This is a genomic window from Actinocorallia sp. B10E7 (genome assembly GCF_039871655.1).
Classification (GTDB): Bacteria; Actinomycetota; Actinomycetes; order Streptosporangiales; family Streptosporangiaceae; genus Actinocorallia.
Window position 1 is genome coordinate 190665 of sequence record NZ_JBDPLZ010000008.1, and the last position, 16941, is coordinate 207605.

At 68.1% G+C, this 16941-nt stretch carries 19 protein-coding genes and 1 pseudogene; 9 read left to right on the forward strand and 11 right to left on the reverse strand.

The window, feature by feature from the left end:
- Positions 1–40: 40 nt before the first annotated feature.
- Positions 41–361 (forward strand): PadR family transcriptional regulator, encoded by a 321-nt coding sequence (locus tag ABGB12_RS26320; RefSeq protein WP_347682141.1) that lies wholly within the window; start codon positions 41–43, stop codon positions 359–361.
- A complete protein-coding gene (locus ABGB12_RS26325) occupies positions 358–1347 on the forward strand; it encodes a hypothetical protein (protein ID WP_347682142.1) in 990 nt (329 codons plus the stop codon). Before ABGB12_RS26320 ends, ABGB12_RS26325 begins: the two co-directional genes overlap by 4 nt.
- A gap of 146 nt (positions 1348–1493) precedes the next feature.
- On the opposite strand, the gene ABGB12_RS26330 is transcribed toward ABGB12_RS26325, so the two are convergent.
- A complete protein-coding gene (locus ABGB12_RS26330; RefSeq protein ID WP_347682143.1) occupies positions 1494–1958 on the reverse strand; it encodes a LysR substrate-binding domain-containing protein in 465 nt (154 codons plus the stop codon).
- Between the two features lie 77 nt (positions 1959–2035).
- Between ABGB12_RS26330 and ABGB12_RS26335 the strand changes: the two genes are divergently transcribed.
- From ABGB12_RS26335 to ABGB12_RS26345, 3 genes are all read left to right on the forward strand, one after another.
- Positions 2036–2347 carry a PadR family transcriptional regulator gene (locus ABGB12_RS26335; protein WP_347682144.1) on the forward strand — a complete coding sequence of 104 codons (312 nt, stop codon included), beginning with the start codon at positions 2036–2038 and terminating at the stop codon, positions 2345–2347.
- A complete protein-coding gene (locus ABGB12_RS26340; protein WP_347682145.1) occupies positions 2344–2952 on the forward strand; it encodes a hypothetical protein in 609 nt (202 codons plus the stop codon). Before ABGB12_RS26335 ends, ABGB12_RS26340 begins: the two co-directional genes overlap by 4 nt.
- Before the next feature lie 353 nt (positions 2953–3305).
- Positions 3306–3773: a PPOX class F420-dependent oxidoreductase gene (locus ABGB12_RS26345; RefSeq protein WP_347682146.1), complete on the forward strand. Its 468-nt coding sequence runs from the start codon at positions 3306–3308 to the stop codon at positions 3771–3773.
- Positions 3774–3785: 12 nt separating this feature from the next.
- Here ABGB12_RS26345 and ABGB12_RS26350 read toward each other — a convergent pair whose 3' ends face one another.
- The 6 genes and pseudogenes from ABGB12_RS26350 to ABGB12_RS26375 all read right to left on the reverse strand — a co-directional run.
- Entirely contained in the window at positions 3786–4328 is a 543-nt protein-coding gene (locus ABGB12_RS26350) for a glutathione peroxidase (RefSeq protein ID WP_347682147.1), read from the reverse strand.
- A gap of 99 nt (positions 4329–4427) precedes the next feature.
- On the reverse strand, positions 4428–5162 hold the full coding sequence (locus ABGB12_RS26355; protein ID WP_347682148.1) for an SDR family oxidoreductase: 735 nt from the start codon (positions 5160–5162) through the stop codon (positions 4428–4430).
- 718 nt (positions 5163–5880) lie between these two features.
- Positions 5881–7872, reverse strand: coding sequence for a hypothetical protein (locus ABGB12_RS26360; RefSeq protein WP_347682149.1), 1992 nt, complete (start codon positions 7870–7872; stop codon positions 5881–5883).
- A 41-nt stretch (positions 7873–7913) separates the two neighbouring features.
- Complete coding sequence (locus ABGB12_RS26365; RefSeq protein ID WP_347682150.1) at positions 7914–8117, reverse strand: hypothetical protein; 204 nt, start codon at positions 8115–8117, stop codon at positions 7914–7916.
- A 205-nt stretch (positions 8118–8322) separates the two neighbouring features.
- Positions 8323–9486: a hypothetical protein gene (locus ABGB12_RS26370; RefSeq protein ID WP_347682228.1), complete on the reverse strand. Its 1164-nt coding sequence runs from the start codon at positions 9484–9486 to the stop codon at positions 8323–8325.
- 2 nt (positions 9487–9488) lie between these two features.
- Positions 9489–9983, reverse strand: a pseudogene (locus ABGB12_RS26375) (DUF4365 domain-containing protein); the annotation flags it as partial.
- 270 nt (positions 9984–10253) lie between these two features.
- Here ABGB12_RS26375 and ABGB12_RS26380 point away from each other — a divergent pair.
- Both ABGB12_RS26380 and ABGB12_RS26385 read left to right on the forward strand, forming a co-directional pair.
- A complete protein-coding gene (locus ABGB12_RS26380) occupies positions 10254–10709 on the forward strand; it encodes a MarR family winged helix-turn-helix transcriptional regulator (RefSeq protein ID WP_347682151.1) in 456 nt (151 codons plus the stop codon).
- 166 nt (positions 10710–10875) lie between these two features.
- A complete protein-coding gene (locus ABGB12_RS26385; protein WP_347682152.1) occupies positions 10876–11052 on the forward strand; it encodes a hypothetical protein in 177 nt (58 codons plus the stop codon).
- Here the strand turns inward: ABGB12_RS26385 and ABGB12_RS26390 are convergent, their stop codons facing one another.
- Positions 11053–12042, reverse strand: coding sequence for a hypothetical protein (locus ABGB12_RS26390; RefSeq protein ID WP_347682153.1), 990 nt, complete (start codon positions 12040–12042; stop codon positions 11053–11055).
- 208 nt (positions 12043–12250) lie between these two features.
- Positions 12251–12652, reverse strand: a complete 402-nt coding sequence (locus ABGB12_RS26395) for a VOC family protein (RefSeq protein ID WP_347682154.1) — start codon at positions 12650–12652, stop codon at positions 12251–12253.
- A 133-nt stretch (positions 12653–12785) separates the two neighbouring features.
- Here ABGB12_RS26395 and ABGB12_RS26400 point away from each other — a divergent pair, with 133 nt between their 5' ends.
- Positions 12786–14060: a PQQ-binding-like beta-propeller repeat protein gene (locus ABGB12_RS26400; protein WP_347682155.1), complete on the forward strand. Its 1275-nt coding sequence runs from the start codon at positions 12786–12788 to the stop codon at positions 14058–14060.
- A 133-nt stretch (positions 14061–14193) separates the two neighbouring features.
- On the opposite strand, the gene ABGB12_RS26405 is transcribed toward ABGB12_RS26400, so the two are convergent.
- Complete coding sequence (locus tag ABGB12_RS26405) at positions 14194–14763, reverse strand: TetR/AcrR family transcriptional regulator (RefSeq protein ID WP_347682156.1); 570 nt, start codon at positions 14761–14763, stop codon at positions 14194–14196.
- A 96-nt stretch (positions 14764–14859) separates the two neighbouring features.
- Between ABGB12_RS26405 and ABGB12_RS26410 the strand changes: the two genes are divergently transcribed.
- The gene (locus tag ABGB12_RS26410; RefSeq protein ID WP_347682157.1) at positions 14860–15726 is read left to right on the forward strand and encodes a hypothetical protein; all 867 of its coding nucleotides are present in this window, start codon (positions 14860–14862) and stop codon (positions 15724–15726) included.
- A gap of 39 nt (positions 15727–15765) precedes the next feature.
- Here ABGB12_RS26410 and ABGB12_RS26415 read toward each other — a convergent pair whose 3' ends face one another.
- Positions 15766–16632, reverse strand: coding sequence for a hypothetical protein (locus ABGB12_RS26415; protein ID WP_347682158.1), 867 nt, complete (start codon positions 16630–16632; stop codon positions 15766–15768).
- Positions 16633–16941: the final 309 nt, after the last annotated feature.

Here is a 16941-nt window from a genome sequence, read left to right on the forward strand (position 1 = left end):
GGTATCCGTAGTAGTGTGCACGGCATAAGGAGGTTTTTCGGTGGACACCACACAGCTCCTCAAGGGGGTGCTCGACCTCGCCGTCCTGGCGGTCCTCGACCGGGAGGACAGCTACGGCTACGACGTCGTGCGCCGTCTCCGCGAAGCCGGCCTGGAAGACGTCGGAGACGCCTCGGTCTACGGCACCCTGCGCCGCCTCTTCAAGGCGGGCGCGCTCAACTCCTACGTCGTGCCGTCCGAGGAAGGACCGCACCGCAAGTACTACGGCCTGAACGCCTCGGGCCGCGCCACCCTCGCCGACTCCCGCAAAACCTGGACCTCGTTCGCACAGACCATGGACACCCTCTTGGAGAGTCGATGATCACCACTCCGGTCTCCGACTACGCAGCGGCCGTCCGGGCCGCCCTCACCGACGTCCCCGAGCCGGACAGGTCCGAGCTCCTGGAGGACCTCGAAGACCACCTGACGGAGGTCGCCGGCGAGTCCGACGAGCCCCTCGAGGCCCGCCTCGGCACCCCCGAGTCCTACGCCGCCGAGCTCCACGCGGCCTACCTGCAGCGCCCCGACCAGCGTCCGGCCTCCAAGAAGAAGCCCGGGCTCGTCCGCCGCCTGGACGCCCGCGTCGCCGCTTTCCACACGCGCGTCGGAGAACGTTACCCCGGCTACGAGACGGCCAGGAACGACTTCCGTCCCGCCTGGTGGCTTCTCCGCGGCTACCTGGTCGCCCTCGCCTTCTGGACGTTCTGGACGGGCAACCTCCACCACGTCCCGTGGAGCACCAGCGAATGGCTGCTCCTGCTTCTCTCGATCGGCGCCTCGGTGTTCTTCGGCTACCGGATGCGCGACGGCAGGCGCTCGTACGTGCTGGTCCTCCTCTCCCTCTGCGCGGGCTTCGTCGCCGTGGTCGCCGCCCTCTTCGGCCTGGCGGTGAGCGAGAACGGCGGCCCCTCTCCGTCGTTCGTCGACCCCGTCGACTACCAGTCGAACAGCGAGCTGGCGAACGTCTACCCGTACACCAAGGACGGAAAGCCCCTCAAGGACGTCCTCCTCTACGACCAGAACGGCCGCCCCGTCCAGCTCCCCTACGAGCTGTACGGCTACCAGCTCGTGCCCGGCCCGACCCCGCAGATCCCGAACTCCTACCCGCTGTCCATCTGCAACCCGAACATGTATCTGGACATGGAGGAGCCCACCCTCGTCCCCCGCTGCTCCTCCCCGACATCCGAGGCCCTTCCCTCGATCACCCCGGCTCCGGCGATCCCCCCGACCGACGCGCCGACCGCTTCCCCCTCCACCCCCGAAGCCTCCCCGACCTCTCCCTCTCCCAGCTCCTCCCCGACGGAGTGACCTCCCACCGGCCGCCCCGGAGGCTTCTCCTCGAACCGACCGCAAGACCGTCGCCCGTCCGGTCAGAGCCGCTCCAACGGCCCTGACCGGACGGACCTTGACACCGTGTCCTCCCCGAAGGCCACGGCATCCCGCTCGGCCGGACCTCAGCTCCGGTCGTCCACGAAGTCGTCGGCCATGCCGATCAGGGCGGACGTGGCGGCACTGATCCGCCGGTGTTCGGCCGTCGCCACGTGCAGCGCCCACTCCAGCGACTGGTCGGTGACGGTGAGGGCCTTGCAGCCGGCGGCCTTCGGGACGGTCCTGGTCGGCAGGATCGTCACGCCCAGGCCGTGGGCGACGAACTCGGCGGCGGCGCTGACGTCGGTGGCCTCCATCGTGATGACGCGTTCGACTCCGGCCGCGTCGAACGCGCGGTCGTTGGCGGTCCGGTTGCCGTATCCGAGGGGGTAGTCGATGAAGGACTCGCCGACCGTCTCGGCCAGAGTCACCGTGTCCCGCACGGCCGGCGGGTGGTCGGCGGGCACGACGAGCACCTGCGGGACGCGCAGCAGCAGCCCCGACTCCGCCACCGACACCCGCCCCTTGTCGCTGACCCACGACGCCCTCACATCGTCGCATTTCAATATATGTCGGTTGGTGATATATATCTGCCATGACATCTTCACCACTGCGGGAGCCAAGCTATTTGATCTTGCTTGCGCTGGCTCCCGAGCCGCTGTACGGGTACGGGATCATCGCCGCTGTGCGCGAGCTGTCCGATGAGCGGATCAAGCTGGGTACGGGCACGCTCTACGGGGCGCTGGACCGGCTGGCCGCAGACGGTCTGGTCGCGCTCGACCACGAAGAGGTCGTCGACGGCCGGTTCCGCCGCTACTACAAGCTGACCGGTGAGGGTCGCGAGGTGCTGAACGCCGAGACGGAACGACTCGCCGAACTGGCCGCACGAGCCCGCCGGCGCCTTGGCCTCCCCCGACCCGCGATCAATCTGGCTGGATGATGAACACCCCTTTTGAACAGCGCTGCGACCTTCTCCTGCGCAGCTACCCTCCCCGCTATCGCCAGATCCGCAGAGACGAGATCCTCGGTACCCTCCTGGACGCGGCCGAGCCGCACGCCACAGCGCCGTCCGTGCGCGAGTGCTGGGATGTGATCCGAGGCGGAATCGCGACCCGGTTGCGCGAGCGGCCTCCGTTCCACCGCTGGCTCGCCTACCGCCTGATGGACATCCCTGTTCCCTACCGCTACCGGATGTGGGTCCGCGACGACGCCCTGGGCCGCTTCCACATCCTGCGCAGCAACCTCGGTCACCTGGTCTTCATGTACCTCGTCATGCTCGCCACATGGGCCTGGATGGCATTCACCTCCGGCGATGCCGCCCTTCCCGCGATGTCGCCGACCGCTTGGACGATTCTGGCGGTCGGTGCGGTCATCACGGTGGTGAACCCCTTGTTCCATCAGGCGTTCCGCCGCCGCATCCTGCTCAAGCACGACTTCGACGAAGACGGCAGAGCCCTCGGCTTCGAGCAAGCCCAGCCAGAACCACCATATGAATCAGGTCCCGCTGACCGACTCCCGCACGAACGATCCGACCGGCCGGAGTGACCTTCGAGCGGCAAGAGAGGCTTCAGCTCCGCCCGACTTGCCTCTCCCCGTCACCGCATGACGCATCTGGCGTTCCCGGCTGGCAGCGCCACCGTCTACCAGATCCTCGACCGCGTCATCGTCCCCCAGCCCAGGACCCCATTCCGGACTGAAGCGCGCTCAGGCTGACCGGGCCGACGTGCTGCCTCCGCTCGCCTGCCGCCGCTGTGCTCTCGACCGGTTCCTGTCCGTCCTCATTCGTACAGTGGGTCTATCAGGACGTGCCGACCGACGGTGATGCCTCACCGGCCGGCGGCTCCGGCTCTGTTCACCGCGGCGGCGTCGCCCGCCGCCGGACGAGGGGGAAAGCACGCATGGCACCTCGCATCGCCACCGCCGACGCCGTCGGGCGCGACCAGCTCCTGGACTTCCTCAGGCCCCGGCACCGCTGCCTGCTGTCCACCGTCCGCGCGGACGGCGGCCCGCAGCTCTCCCCCGTCACCTGCGGGGTGGACGCCGAGGGGCGGATCGTCGTCTCGACCTACCCCGAACGGGCCAAGACCCGCAATGCCCGGCGCGATCCGCGGGTCTCGGTCTGCGTCCTGTCCGACGACTGGAACGGTCCGTGGGTCCAGGTCGACGGCCGGGCGGAGGTCCTGGACATGCCCGACGCCCTCGAACCGCTGGTGGAGTACTACCGCTGCATCTCCGGCGAGCACCCCGACTGGGATGAGTACCGCGCGGCGATGCGCCGCCAGGACAAGTCGCTGATCCGCATCACGATCGAACGCTGGGGTCCCGTCGCCACCGGAGGGTTCCCGCCCCGCCTCGCCCAGGACTGAGCGTCCTCACCCTCAGGCGACGGGAAGGAGACCGTCGAGGTCTTCGCGGATCTGCTCGGGGGTGACGGTCGGCTCGTACCGGCGCAGGACCTTGCCGTCCCCGTCGACGAGGAACTTGGTGAAGTTCCACTTGACCTCGTCGGTGCCGATGGCCTCGGGGCGGCTGTTCTTGACGTGCTCGTACAGGAACCCGTGGCCGGGGCCGAAGTCGCCCGGGGCCTCGGCCCGCAGGTGGACGAACAGCGGGTCGGCGTCCGGGCCGTTGACGTCGAGTTTCCCGAAGACGGGGAAGGTGATGCTGAAGTTCGTCGAGCAGAACTCCTGGATATCCTCGTCGGTGCCGGGCTCCTGGCCGCCGAACTGGTTGCAGGGGAAGCCCAGGATCTCCAGCCCGCGCCCCTGGAACTCGCCGTACAGCGCCTGCAACCCCTCGTACTGCGGCGTCAGCCCGCACTTGCTGGCGACGTTCACGATGAGCACCGTCTTGCCGGAGAAGTCGCCGAGGCTCCGGTTGGATCCGTCCGCCGTGGCCACTTCGAAATCGTGTACGCCCATGAGTAGCTCCCGCTCCCTAGACAGACTGGTCTGTCTGATTATGGACGAGAGCCTAAAGAGCCCATCTCTCATCGTCAACACCGCACCGGGAGACGGCGCTCAGGCGATGCCTCCGTTCGCGTACACGACCTGCCCGTTGATCCAGCGTCCCGGCCCGGCCAGGAAGGCGACGACCTCGGCGATGTCGTCCGGGGTGCCGAGCCGTTCCAGCGGCGGTTGCGCGGCCATCCGGGCGACGGTCTCCTCGTCCTTGCCGCTGAGGAAGAGTTCTGTGGCCGTGGGGCCGGGAGCGATCGCGTTGACGGTGATGTCGCGGCCGCGCAGCTCGCGGGCCAGGATGAGGGTCATCGCGTCGACGGCTCCCTTCGACGCCGCGTAGGCCGCGTACGTGGGCAGCCCCAGCCGGGTGACGCTGGTGGAGAAGTTGATGATCGCGCCGCCCCTCCGGACCCGGCGGGCCGCCTGCTGGTCCACGACGAACGTGCCGCGGATGTTGGTGCGGTGCATGCGGTCCAGGTCTTCGAGGTCGAAGTCGGCCAGGGGCGCCAGGATCATGACGCCCGCCGCGTGGACGACGACGTCGACGCCCCCGTACTCCCGTTCCGCGGCGTCGAAGAGCGCCGCGACCTCGGTTTCGTCGGCGACGTCGGCCCGCACGGCGATCGCGGCCCCGCCGGCCTCGGTGATCTTCGCGACGGCGTTGTCCGCTTCGCTCTTGCCGCCCGAATAGGTGACGACGACCGCGAACCCGTCGCCCCCGAGCCGTTCGGCGGCCTCCCGCCCGATGCCGCGGGAACCGCCGGTCACGATCGCGACGCGCGGTGAGGTGGTCATGATGCCCTCCAGTGCAGGATCGGTGCCGTCGCCCCTCAGCATCCGCCGCCCGGATACATCACGACAAACGAATTATTTTGATGATCATCATTCTTTTCGATGCGTTGCTACCTGGTCAGTGGACCAGGCTCACAGCCGTGCAAGGCACCGAAACGCTTCTCAGCGATCCGCATCAGCGCGGTGAGGTCTTCCCGATAATCACGGCCGTCCCGCACCCTGCTGACATCAAGACTCAGCCACGGCTCCATGGTTCCGCATCGAAAGTGCGCGATCACGTAGTACGGCCGATCGTGGGTGTAGCCGGGGGCATAGGCGATGAACCCGTATCCGAGTTTTGCAGGAAGCCGCCCGCGTTTGTAGTCCCGGTACTTGGCTTCCTGCCGCAGAACCGTCTTACGTCCTGCTCTCTTGTTCCAGCTGATTCCAAGCGGTCCTGCGGGACTACCGTCCCTGACCAGGCAACCGCCTTGCTCTGCAAGCCATCCCTCCGGATACTCCGAAAGCCCATCTTCAATGCCCGTGATGTTCTCTAGTGCAGCCTTTGGAGTAAGTCCACACCAGTACGGAGCAGAGTCTGCTACTGGCTGGGTATCCGGAACCGCTTGCGTTGAGGACCCTACAGGCTTGGGATCAGCCGATTCTGTGCTGCACTGCGTCGTGACGAGCAAAGCCCCAAATATCGGCCCTATTAGCTTGCCTTTGCGGAGCAAAGACGACTTCATTCCCGCCCTCCGGCTTCCGCGAAACTACGCACAGCTCTGTCATGCGCTCTTTCAATAGCTTCGTTGACTCCGCTGCCTGCTTCGGGAACAGGGACGTCGCGCTCCTTGCACCACCGGTAGAAAGCCTCAGCCTGAGCCTGGTCCCAAGTGGAAGGCGGAAGGATCTCCCCACCTCTTTCGAAAGGCCAACCCGCTACATCCTCCGAGTCGTGCTCCAAGTACGAAACCGTGGAGGAGAGCAGCATCTGGTTGACGAGGTCGCGCATGCGGTCTTCGTCGCTGACCCGGTGGTTCTCGGTGTTCTCCTTCTCCGTGTTCTCTCCGAACCGCTGCACCAGGTACTTGCTGATCTCGTCGAAGACCTTCGCCCCCGCGGGCCCCGTGATCTCGGGCGGGACTTTGAAACGGCTCAGGTAGGCGGTCGGGTCGACCAGCCCCAGCCCGAAGTCGATCTTCGCTTTGAGCGAGGCGTTGACCTTGTCCTCCTGGACTTTGAGCGCTTTCATCGTCTCGGTGCGCAGGGCGAGGAGGCGTCCCAGCGCACTGGCGTCCATCGCCAGCCCGATCTCTCCTTCCCGTCCTTTGCTCCGCTGGTCGTCGATCCACAGCCTCAGGTGCCCGACGTGGGCTTTGAACAACGCGGTGTAGGCGGCGTCGTCGGTCACGGTGTCGGCGATGACGGCCAGGAGCAGCCGCGTCTGCTCCCGCGATCCTCGCGCGATGTGCCCTGAGTCCTCTGCCGCGTAAAGCCTCGTGGAGACGTGGTCGAGCTGGGTGATCAGAAGGTCGCCCATCGCCGCCCGGAGCCCCGACAGTTCGTCGAACGTCTCCCGGTCACTGATCTTCAGCCCGCCGGCCTCGTATTTCATCAGCTTCAACTGGTCTGCTCCCAGCACCCGCACGATCTCGTCGAAGAGTTCCCGGGACCGTTCGTCCTCCCCCGACGCGGCGGTTCGAAGGACGTGCCCGAGTGCCGCCCCGTGGTCCGTGCCCGCCCATACCCGGCGACGGTCATGCAGCAGATAGCGCAGGTTGCTGGAGGTCTCTCCGGCGGGCGTGTAGTCGAGCAGGATCTGCGCCCCCGTTCGCGACGCCCCGGCAGCCATGAGCAGCCCTTGCAGGTAATGCCCCGGCTGCTCGCCCTCGCTATTGAAAGCACCCGACGCGTAGATCCCCGCGGCGTCCGGCACGGCCCGCCAGGAGGAAATGTCGTTCTGGCGTTCATGCGCGAGCATGTCCCTCCCGACCACGCGCATGAACGCATCCGAGTACTTCACCGCGCCCGGGGCGGAGCCGAGGATCGTGCCGAGCCCCTGATATCCGAAGTACCGCGGGTGGCTGTTCTCGGGAGGGAATCCGGCCCTCCCCGCGGCGGTGAGGGCGGTCAGGAAATCGTCCCCCATATATCCCGCGCTCAACGGCCGCGTCCCGTCGGCGAGTGCCCGTCCCAGCAGTTCCATGGCCGCCCGGGTGTCGGCCGTGTTGGCGTCCAGCATCGCGCCATGCCGGTTGGCGTCGGCTTGAAGCGTCCGGGTCAGCCCGAAAGGGACGTTCAGCACTCCGACCGCTCCGAGCCTTTCGAGCAGCCCGCGCGCGAAGTAGGGATCACCGGCGAACTGCTCGTAGTTCCGCAGCGACCGCAGCGCTCCCCTGTCCCCCGCCGTGGCCTGTTCGAACAGATCCGCCGCCTGATACCCGCTGATCTGCGCCTGCTGATCGGATCGCCCGTCCGGCAGTCGGACGAACACCCCGTCCACCACGCTCAAAGCCGACCTGGGCTGCTGCGCGTCGAGGTCCTGCGCGAGCCGATGACGCCGTCGAAGGTCCGGCCCCACCTCACGGGCCCATTGAGCGACCCGGGAGATCTCCAGTGCGGGCCCGGTATCCGCCCCCGCTGAGGCCAACGCGGTATAGAGGCGCCGGGCGAGCCGCTCCAGATCGTCCTCAGAACGGCTCATTGCCGTGGTGAGCTGCTCGAACATGCTCAACTGCACTCCGCAGACCCCGGGTTCCAGCCACCCGTCCCCGCTCACCGGACGACGCCCGCCCCGCTGCCGACCCCCGGCCTGCGCAGCGAGTCCACGGCCTTCTGCAACTGCGTCTGGAGCACCTGCCGGTTCCGTCGCAGTTCCCGTTCGAAGGCCCGCGCGGACGGCCCCACCCAGGCCTTGCCGTCCATCAGCCGCACGGGGGTGTCGAACTGCCGCCAATGCCGGTCCGACATCTCCTGCACGTCCGCGAGGATCATCCGCAGCCGAAAGTCGTCTCCTGCCACAACGCCCCCGAAGCTTCCCGGACCCGACCAGTGAATGGCCAACAGTAATCAAGCCATCACCGAGGGAAAGGGACTTGCGTGCGTCGAGACGAGACCGAGACGAGCCTTTGAGGAAGAAACAAGAACGAACCGGGCGCATCACAACCCGTCGGACGTTTCCCGCTCAGTCGTCTTCGAGCCCGGCAACGACGGCGAACGAACTGAGTCCGCGCAGGCTTCTGCGGTTACCGCGGATCTCAAGGTCTCCGGTGGCACTGACCTGCAAGCCCTGGGCATGAGCGTTGAGTGCACGGACGTAGTCCTCTTTCGCGAGTTCCACTCGCACTCTCCTAGGAATACCGGTGTCGTCGTCGACGCCGAGGATGACGACCTCACCCGGCCCCGGCCCGGTTTCTCGGAAGAGACGAATGACGTGCCCTGTCACGGTCACTCCGGTGCGAGGCTGTCTGGTCCTCAGGTAATCGGCTGCTTCTCGCAGAATCCGCTGCTGTCCCGGCGTGATCCTCAGCAGTTCTGGCGGGGTGGGTTTTCCCGCACGTGGGGACAGCGCGAACCTGACCTGGTAGGGATCGTGCTCAGGTCCGCCGAGTCCGCCGAGAGCGGCCAACTCCGTCGCGTTGACGAAGCTCTGGCGGCCGAACGCGGTGAGGGGTTCGGTTCCCTCGCACACGGCTTCGGCCAGTTGCCGGGCGTGGCGGGCAGCGGTCATCATCCGCTGGGTGACTCGTCGGCCGAACGGCTCATGCACGGTCGGCACCAGCTGCTCCTGGCCGTCCATCTCCCTTTGGGCCTGCGGCTCCGGAAAGCCGTCTTCCAAGGGAAGCGACAGTGAGAGGACGAAACTGCCGGGCTGGGTCGAAAAGCGGGCCCGATCAGCGTAGACCTCGGCACGTCGAGACCTCCGGGACGGGAGGACCAGCGGTTTCCCCTCGAGCGAGGACGCTGACGCCACCACCAGCGTCCACAGCGAACTGATCGCCGTATGGGCCAGCCCCAAAGGCGCCTCACCGGACGGAAGGTCCGGCGTGAGCCGCACCGCGACCGTATCGGCACCGCCGATGGCGATGTCCTCCAGCACCTCTCGTGGGAGACGGCGTTCGACATGAGCGATCGTCTTCAATGCCTCTTGGACACGGTCTGAAAAGTCGAGGACGTGCTCCTTGACCGGCAGAACGACCTGGATGCCGTTCACGGGTACGCCAGGCCGCCACAGCGTAGTGCGCTCATCGTCGTCCTCAAGCGTCCAACCGGAACCACGCAGATAGGAGGTCAGTTCCGTCAGCCCAGGAGTCGTCACGGCTTCCCTCTCGCGAGCACCTTCCGACATGTTCAAAGTAGCTCCCACACATCGAATTCAGGCACGGGTGTGGAGCTCCTGACCCCGTGCATGCCCATCATCCGCGTCAGCCCCGACCCGTCCAAGGTATTTGCAGCCGGCAGACGAACTGCTTGCGTGCTCGAGTTACCCGACTCCGGCAGGCCTTCGAGCGATACCCAGGCGCCGCGCCCTACGAGAAGCGTCCCGTCGGGGTACGTGCGGATCCGCTCCCCGTTGTCCGCCAAGCCGATCACTGCGAGGACCCGCCGGACGGCGTGGTCGTCCCTCCGTAGGACGTCATAGGTATCGACGTCGAGATCGTAGCTGTAGTCGCCGTCCGGCAATTTGCGCAGATCAGTGGTCGTCTTGACCTGTACGAGAACGGACGGGTTGTAAGTCCCGTTCAGCAGTCCCCGATACGACAGCAGCACGTCGGCTTTCTGCAGATCGAGTGTGGTCGGGCGGCCGTGCAGGATCTCGCATGCCGCAGCTACCGCCTCCAGCCATGCTTCGCCGAAGTCGCCCTACAGCAGGTTCCGTTCCTGAATCCGCACTCGAGTCATCCTCGCGGAAGTCGAGCATCTCTGCAGGTAGAACCATTTGAATGCCCTGGAAGCGGCGCCGAGGAGCAAGAAACCCCGTAGCGGAGCACGAAGATGGTGATCACTCACTGCTGCTGGACTGCCGAGAGGTCCAGTGCGCGCTGCACGGTCATGATCGTGGCGACCGTCGCACAGATTGTGGGTCTTGCCAACGGCCCTGGTTAGGGTGAAGCCATGGCCACCACCGACGCACACCGCCCGCCGGCCCGGCTGCGGGACACCCCGAGCTGGCTGATCACGCAGATCGCCATCCACGCGGCCCGGCTGTCGGGTGAGGCTTTCAACGCGACCGGCTGCCGGCGCTACCAGTACGCGCTGCTGGCGGCCCTGGAGGAGTTCGGCCCGGCCAGCCAGGCGGAGCTCGGCCGACGGTGTTCCATCGACCGCAGTTACGTCGTCGAGGCCGTCAACGACCTGGCCGACAGGGGGCTCGCCGTCCGGATCCCCGACCCCGCCGACCGGCGCCGCAACATCATCACCATCACCGAGACCGGCGAACGGGAATTCCACCGGATCGGCGGGGAGCTCGACAAGGCGCAGGACGAGCTCCTGGCCCCTCTCTCCCCCGACGAGCGCGAGCAGCTCACCCGGTTGATGGCCCGGGTACTCGACCATCAGACGCGTCGCTGACGGAACAGAGACCCGCGGCGCGTCGTTCGACGGCATCCGGGCTCTGAACGAGGTGCTCGAGGGAGGCTCGTGGCGGACATGGTCGCCGTCCTTGGCGGCTTGTTCTTCGTCGTGGGCGACGTCGACAGGTAGCGAACCGCTCGTCCGTTTTGCGCGTCTGACGGGCATGAGCGATGTGGTTGAGGCGAACTGGTACGAGACCGAGCAGCCGGAGCGGCCCCGCGGGAAGCGGCGCTGGGCGGTGGTGGCGGTGGTGTCCACGCTGCTGGTGGTCGTGGGGGTCATCGCGTTGTTCGCGGGCTTCGTGGGTGCGAGCGAGGTGCCCGGCTGCGGCGGTGGCTGATCAGGGCCTGAGCAGATAGGGCAGGTGCGCGGTGAGGAAGCGCCGGGGGAACTCCTCGCGTAGCCGCCACAGGCCCGCGTCGATCACGAAGTGCGCCATCGTCGCGCCGAGGAACGCGCCGTAGAGGGCGCGTTCCCAGGCGTGCGGTGAGCCGTGAAGGTGGGAGGCGAGGTTCAGCAGGAGCCCGCCGACCAGGGCGATGACGAGCATCGTCGCGACGCCGAGCGGGCCGCCGCCCGGACGCGGCGTGACGGCCACCATCCCCACGATCAGCAGGTACTGCAGCCCGTGCGCGACGATCAGGCCGGCGACGGCCGCGTACGGCGCGTCGAGCAGGAAGACCGGCGTGAAGAACAGCAGCGAGCCCAGGTACATCGCCACGAACGCGGGCGGCCGGCTGCCGCGGCGGTACAGGCCGTAGAGGCCGAGGCCGATCCCGGCGAGGAAGACCGCGCATGCGACGGGGAACACCCGCGCGAGATGGGCGTCGTGCAGGGCGAGCAGATCCGGCCTGGCCAGTAGCGCGACCGTCCCGGCGATTCCGGTGACGGCCACCGCGTTGCGTTCTTCGCGCGACAACGATCCGGCCCGCAGCGCGCTCGCCGCCAGCGCCGCCATCCCCAGGTTCTGCTTCTGGAAGTGGAAGAACTGCCAGGCGAAGAAGGCGTACAGCGCCCAGCGGAAGGCCGGCTCCGACAGCGCGGCGGCGACCGCGGCCGTCCCTGCGACCAGCGCCAGCGGGACGATCGCGTACCGGCCGAGGTGGGCACGGGCGTGGGAGCGGATCTCCGGCAGCGTGTAGAACCACCCGGTCGCCGCGACATGCATGGAGCTGCCCAAGAACAGCAGCCCCGTCAGCGCCCGTCCGGGATCGGTCCCGGCGGGCGGCGCCAGGGCGATCGCGACGGCGAAGGCGCCCAGCGACAGGAGCAGCGTGCCGTAGAGCCAGGTTCCGCGCAGCCGCTGCAACCGCAGGTCAGGGGTGGTCATAGACACTCAGACGCGCCCGAACCGGTCACGGTTCGCCGAGAGGCGTCAGCCGTGACCCCCGGGATCCGGCAGCGCCACTCCAGGCGGAAAGTCCCGTCAGCGGGCCGGTCCCCGGAAATCGAGGCCGATAGTTCGTTCTGATGTCTCCGAGCGGGGAGTTCGTGCTCGAGAGAGAAGGGGTTTTCGGGGTAGTGGCGTAGCCGTTGAGTCAGGAGCCTGGCGGAGGGCCGAGGAGGTCCCAGCGGTTGCCCCAGGGGTCGGTGAAGACGGCGACGCGGCCGTAGGGTTCGTCGCGGGGCGGGACGACGAAGGGGACGCCCGCGGCGGTCAGGCGGGTGTGGGAGGCGGCGAAGTCGTCGACGCGCAGGAAGAACGCGACGCGGCCCGCTGCCTGGTCGCCGACGGCGGCGGACTGGCGGGGACCGTCGGCGCGGGCCAGGACGAACCCGGTGCGTGCGGCGGGCGGGCGGACCACGACCCAGCGTTTGGGGCGGCCGTCGTTGGTGCGGGCGGGGCTGTCCTCGGCGAGGTCGAACCCCAGGACGCCGGTGAAGAACGCGATCGCCGGATCGTAGTCGTCGACGATGAGCGTCACGAGGTCGAGATGCACGAGGGCAGGCTAACGGGACTTTTGGTGTAGCGCTTGAGGCGGCGTGGAAGCCGGTACTCGGGCGGCCCTCCACACCGGCGGACGTGATCGGAATAATGCAGGCATGTCCGCCTCCTCATGGTTTCGTGGGTGTGTGTCGCTCGGGGCGGTGCTCGCCGGGGTGGCGGCGTGCAGCCTGGATGTGGCCGAACCGGAGCCGGAACCGCGGGAGGGGCCGCCGGCGAGCTGGTCGATGCAGGGCCCCACCGGGATGAACACCGCGGTGATGATCGGCCGTGTCCTCGTCGTCCGCAACGACGAGGAGATGTTCGGAGCCGACCCCGAGACCGGCAGGAAGCTGTGGAGCTTTCCCTCCGCAGGCCTGCGCGTCAGCGGTGATCTAATCGTGCTCTTGGAGAAACACGATCGGATCAAGGCGTTCTCGGTCGCCGACCCGGCGACGGGCCGGATCCTGTGGCGCAAGGATTCCCTCAGCGGGCTCCGGGTCGCCGAGGACGCGATCTTCACCGTCACCTGCCGAAAGGACGACGAGTGCACCACCACCCGTCATGACCGGCGCAGCGGTGAACCGCGGTGGAACGTCCGCAGCAGCGACGCCTGGCTGGGAGAGGACGGCATCGGGGCACGGCTGCCGTTCGTACCGGCCACCGGCTCCTACCTGCCCGCCGAACTCCATGAGGACGACCAGGGGTTTTCCGTGGGCGCGCGCGACGCGAAGTCCGGCCGCCTGACACGCGGCCGCATCACCAGCGGCTGGCACGAGGTCGTGGTCGGCCGGACCCTGGTGTCCTCCGAGCACGACCCGCCGGACGGCGACGACCGCTGCACGGTCACCCTCACCGCGGTCAACGTCGAGTCCGGGCGCAAGAAGTGGAAACGTGAGGTCTTCAGCGGCCGAGAAGCCCACGGAGGCTGCCGACATTGGCTGGCCGACGCCCAGTCAGGGCAGTACTCGTTCATCGGCGCGGGCAGCCGTATAGCGGCCAGCACCGAGGACGGATACCCCCAGGTGTTCGACCTGGAGGTCGGCCGTACGGTCTGGCGCGGTGACGTCAAGGGAGTGCCGATCGACGGAGACGGCCGCACTCTCCTGGTCCGCCAGCACGCCGACCAGGGAAGCCTGACGCTGCTGGACTTCGCCACGGGCCGCCAACTGTGGACGGCACCCGACCCCGGGCTGGAAGGCTCATCGGCGAGTTGGCAGACCGCTGTCACCGGCCGTCTCGTCTCAGTCAGCGGCGCCGTCGGAACCCGCCCCCACGTGCTGGTCTACCGTGTGGAGGACGGTCAGCGCCTGGGCCGGTTCCCCGGCTGGCTCCAAGGACTCGGGGAGGACTGGGCCGCCATCGGACACAGCCCCCACCGCCCGGTCGTCGGCAAGCTCCAGTTCGACTTCATCCGGTTCTGACCCGCTGAAAACGGCACGGGCAGCAACGTCGCCTCCCGGGCTGCCTGGTCGACGGATCGAGATCGCCATGCCCGGCAGGTCGTGGACACCGCGAGCCGTACGTCCGTCGTCCTCTTGACTCCGGAGGTACGAGTCAGCCTGTCGCGGGGTTCTTCGCGGACTGGAACATCTCGTTCGTCAGCGACAGGAAGGCCTCTTCGGGATCCCGCCCGTCCAGCAGGCCGTCCAGGTTGTGGGAGAGCAGCAGTGTCGCGAAGCCGTGGGCCATCGACCAGGCCGCCATGACGCCGATGGCCGGGTCGTCGCTGTAGCCCTCCACCGCCGTGTGGAGCTGGTTGCGGGTTCGTTCACGGGCCGCGAGGAGTTCTGGGTCGTCCGGGCGCAGGAGTTCCGGGCGGAACATGACCTGGAAGTGCGCCGGGTGCGCGGCGGCGAAGCGCACGTACTGGAGGCCCAGGTCGCGCAGGCTTTCCGCCTTCTGGAGGGTGGCGGCCAGGAGGCCGTAGCCCTCGACCGCGATGGCGGTGAGCAGGCCCGCGCGGTCTTTGAAGTGGTGTGCGGGCGCGGCGTGGGACACGCCCGCGCGCCGGGCCAGGTCGCGCAGGGACAGGGCCGTCGGCCCTTCGGCGGCGATGACGTCGAGAGCCGCGGCGAGGATGGCCCGCCGCAGGTCTCCGTGGTGGTAGGCGCGCTCGGTGGTCATGGTCAGCAGATTACGCGCAATCTAGGCATTGACAAGTTTGCCCGCCGAGCGCAATCTAGTCATTGTCAAGATGTACGGATCGTGGAACGAGGGATCATGGGTAACGGAAACGGACTCGCACGGCGGATGTGGCACCTCCTGGAGCCCCTGCACGCCATCGTCTACTACGCCCCCGAGGTCTTCGAAGAGATGGAGGCTCTCGGTTACGACACCAGCGAGCGCTGGCCGAGTTACTTCGCCTTGCGGGCGTCACCGCTCGGGGCACCCGGACCCCGCCAGGTGACCTCCGCGTTCTACAGCTTCAGCCCGCGCATGGTCGCCGAGCACGTCCCCGCCGTCTGGGACGTCGCCGCACCCGAGAAGGTACTCGCAGCCCGGACCTGCGGCGTCGACCGGATGTACCGCGCACTCCTCGGCGAGCGGATCGAAGGATCTGACCTCGCCGAGGCCGCCGGGCTCGCCCGCTCGGCAGCGGAGGCCGCCCGCACCGAGGGCCGCCCGCTCGCCGCCGCCAACGCCGAACTGCCCTGGCCCCGGGAGCCGCACCTTGTGCTGTGGCAGGCCGCGACGATCCTGCGCGAGCACCGGGGCGACGGCCATCTCGCCGCCCTCCTGACCGCAGGCCTCGACCCCGTGGAGTCCCTGGTGTCGTTCGCCTCGATCGGCGCGGCGCCAGCCGAGGTCTTCGCAAGCCGCGGCTGGAGCGAGCCCGAGTGGATGGCCGCCCGCGAACGGCTGGTCGCGCGGGGGTTCATGGACGCCGACGGCGCGGCGACCGACGCGGGCCGTGGCCTGCGCGCCGAGGTCGAGCACCGCACCGACGAGCTGGCCGTCGCCCCCTGGCAGGCGCTCGGCGATGAGGGCACCGCGCGGCTCGCCGAGCTCCTCGGTCCGCTCTGGGTGGAGGCCATCGGCTCGGGAATGCTGCCCTCTGAGAACACGCTCGGCATCGGGAAGATCTGACGTCTCCGCCGTGCAGCCGATCGACCGCTTGGCGGCCACTCACGTCCGTCCTCTGAGTCTGGCGGCGAGCAGTTCGCGTGCACGGGCAGCGTTGCGCTTGTAGCCGTCGGGGTCGGCAGGGCCGGTTTCGGGCACGCGCCGGTCCCACGGGGCGTCCTGAGGCGCGTACCGGAACGGTTCGCTTTTGACGGCGGCGGCGACGTAGCGGACGGGGTCGCGGACGTCACGGCCGTCGAGGATCTCGCGGCGCACCCTCGAAGCCCATGAGCGCTTCACGGACCGTCCGGTGTGTTCGGCGAGCAGCTCGATGATCCGGTCTTCGACGATCTCGTTCAGGTCGCTCTTCTCCTCTTCGGAGCGCGCGTCCACCGAGGAGAGATGAGGAGACTCTGAGGGGAGATGAGGAGAAGGGTCCCCCGCTGGGGGGAGCACTGAGCCCTCAGCGGGGGACCACCGGGGACCAGGCGGGGGACCACTGGGGGCCGACGGGGGGACCTCTGCTCCGGAGTGGTCCCCTTCCCGGGAGACCTCTGAAGAGTCGTCTGCGCCCGAGTGGTCCCCCGGCGGGGAGACCACCGGGTCGAAGACCGGGATCCGGTAGGTGGTCTGGTGCCCCTCGTAGGCGAAGACCGGACGCCCTCGCCTGTCGACCAGAGGCCGACCGTTCTTGACGATCTGGACGCGCAGCTCGATGCCCTTCTCGGCGAGCTTGCCCAGTACCTTGCCGACCTGCTTCGTGCCGGCGAACCCGGTACGGCGCGCCACGATGTCGAGCAGGTCCCTGCCGAACGCCTGCCGGGTCATGTCGTTGGCCTGATCGGCGATCTCCAGCACCACGAGCCGTTCCCCGCTGGACAGGCTAGGGGGAAGGCGGTCGGCGATCTCGCGACGCAGCTTGTAGCCCATCACCGGCCTTCCGCAGGTCGGCCGTCCGGGCTCACCGAGGGTCCGCCTCTCCGGTGCTCGTCGATCCGCTTCTCATCATCCGACCAGCGGTAACGGCGATGGCATCCCACCCTGTTGCGGGCGGGGCCTCCCCCGTTATGTGCCCGGTCGTCGAGGGCGCGCAGGAGGACCTGAAGGTGCGCGGCGGCTGCTTCCGAGGTGGCGAGCCCGCGTGCACCACACATCCTCTGTGCTCCTCACGCTCAGTACAGGTCTGTTGAGCACAGTAATCCGAAGCGTTGAACTGTGTCCAGCAGAGAGCTAATGTGC

Coding starts and splice junctions, on each gene's coding strand:
- ABGB12_RS26325 (WP_347682142.1), top strand. CDS start 358: ATGATCACCACTCCGGTCTCCGACTACGCAGCGGCCGTCCGGGCCGCC.
- ABGB12_RS26340 (WP_347682145.1), top strand. CDS start 2,344: ATGATGAACACCCCTTTTGAACAGCGCTGCGACCTTCTCCTGCGCAGC.
- ABGB12_RS26345 (WP_347682146.1), top strand. CDS start 3,306: ATGGCACCTCGCATCGCCACCGCCGACGCCGTCGGGCGCGACCAGCTC.
- ABGB12_RS26350 (WP_347682147.1), bottom strand. CDS start 4,328: ATGGGCGTACACGATTTCGAAGTGGCCACGGCGGACGGATCCAACCGG.
- ABGB12_RS26355 (WP_347682148.1), bottom strand. CDS start 5,162: ATGACCACCTCACCGCGCGTCGCGATCGTGACCGGCGGTTCCCGCGGC.
- ABGB12_RS26370 (WP_347682228.1), bottom strand. CDS start 9,486: ATGTCGGAAGGTGCTCGCGAGAGGGAAGCCGTGACGACTCCTGGGCTG.
- ABGB12_RS26380 (WP_347682151.1), top strand. CDS start 10,254: ATGGCCACCACCGACGCACACCGCCCGCCGGCCCGGCTGCGGGACACC.
- ABGB12_RS26385 (WP_347682152.1), top strand. CDS start 10,876: ATGAGCGATGTGGTTGAGGCGAACTGGTACGAGACCGAGCAGCCGGAG.
- ABGB12_RS26390 (WP_347682153.1), bottom strand. CDS start 12,042: ATGACCACCCCTGACCTGCGGTTGCAGCGGCTGCGCGGAACCTGGCTC.
- ABGB12_RS26405 (WP_347682156.1), bottom strand. CDS start 14,763: ATGACCACCGAGCGCGCCTACCACCACGGAGACCTGCGGCGGGCCATC.
- ABGB12_RS26410 (WP_347682157.1), top strand. CDS start 14,860: ATGGGTAACGGAAACGGACTCGCACGGCGGATGTGGCACCTCCTGGAG.
- ABGB12_RS26415 (WP_347682158.1), bottom strand. CDS start 16,632: ATGGGCTACAAGCTGCGTCGCGAGATCGCCGACCGCCTTCCCCCTAGC.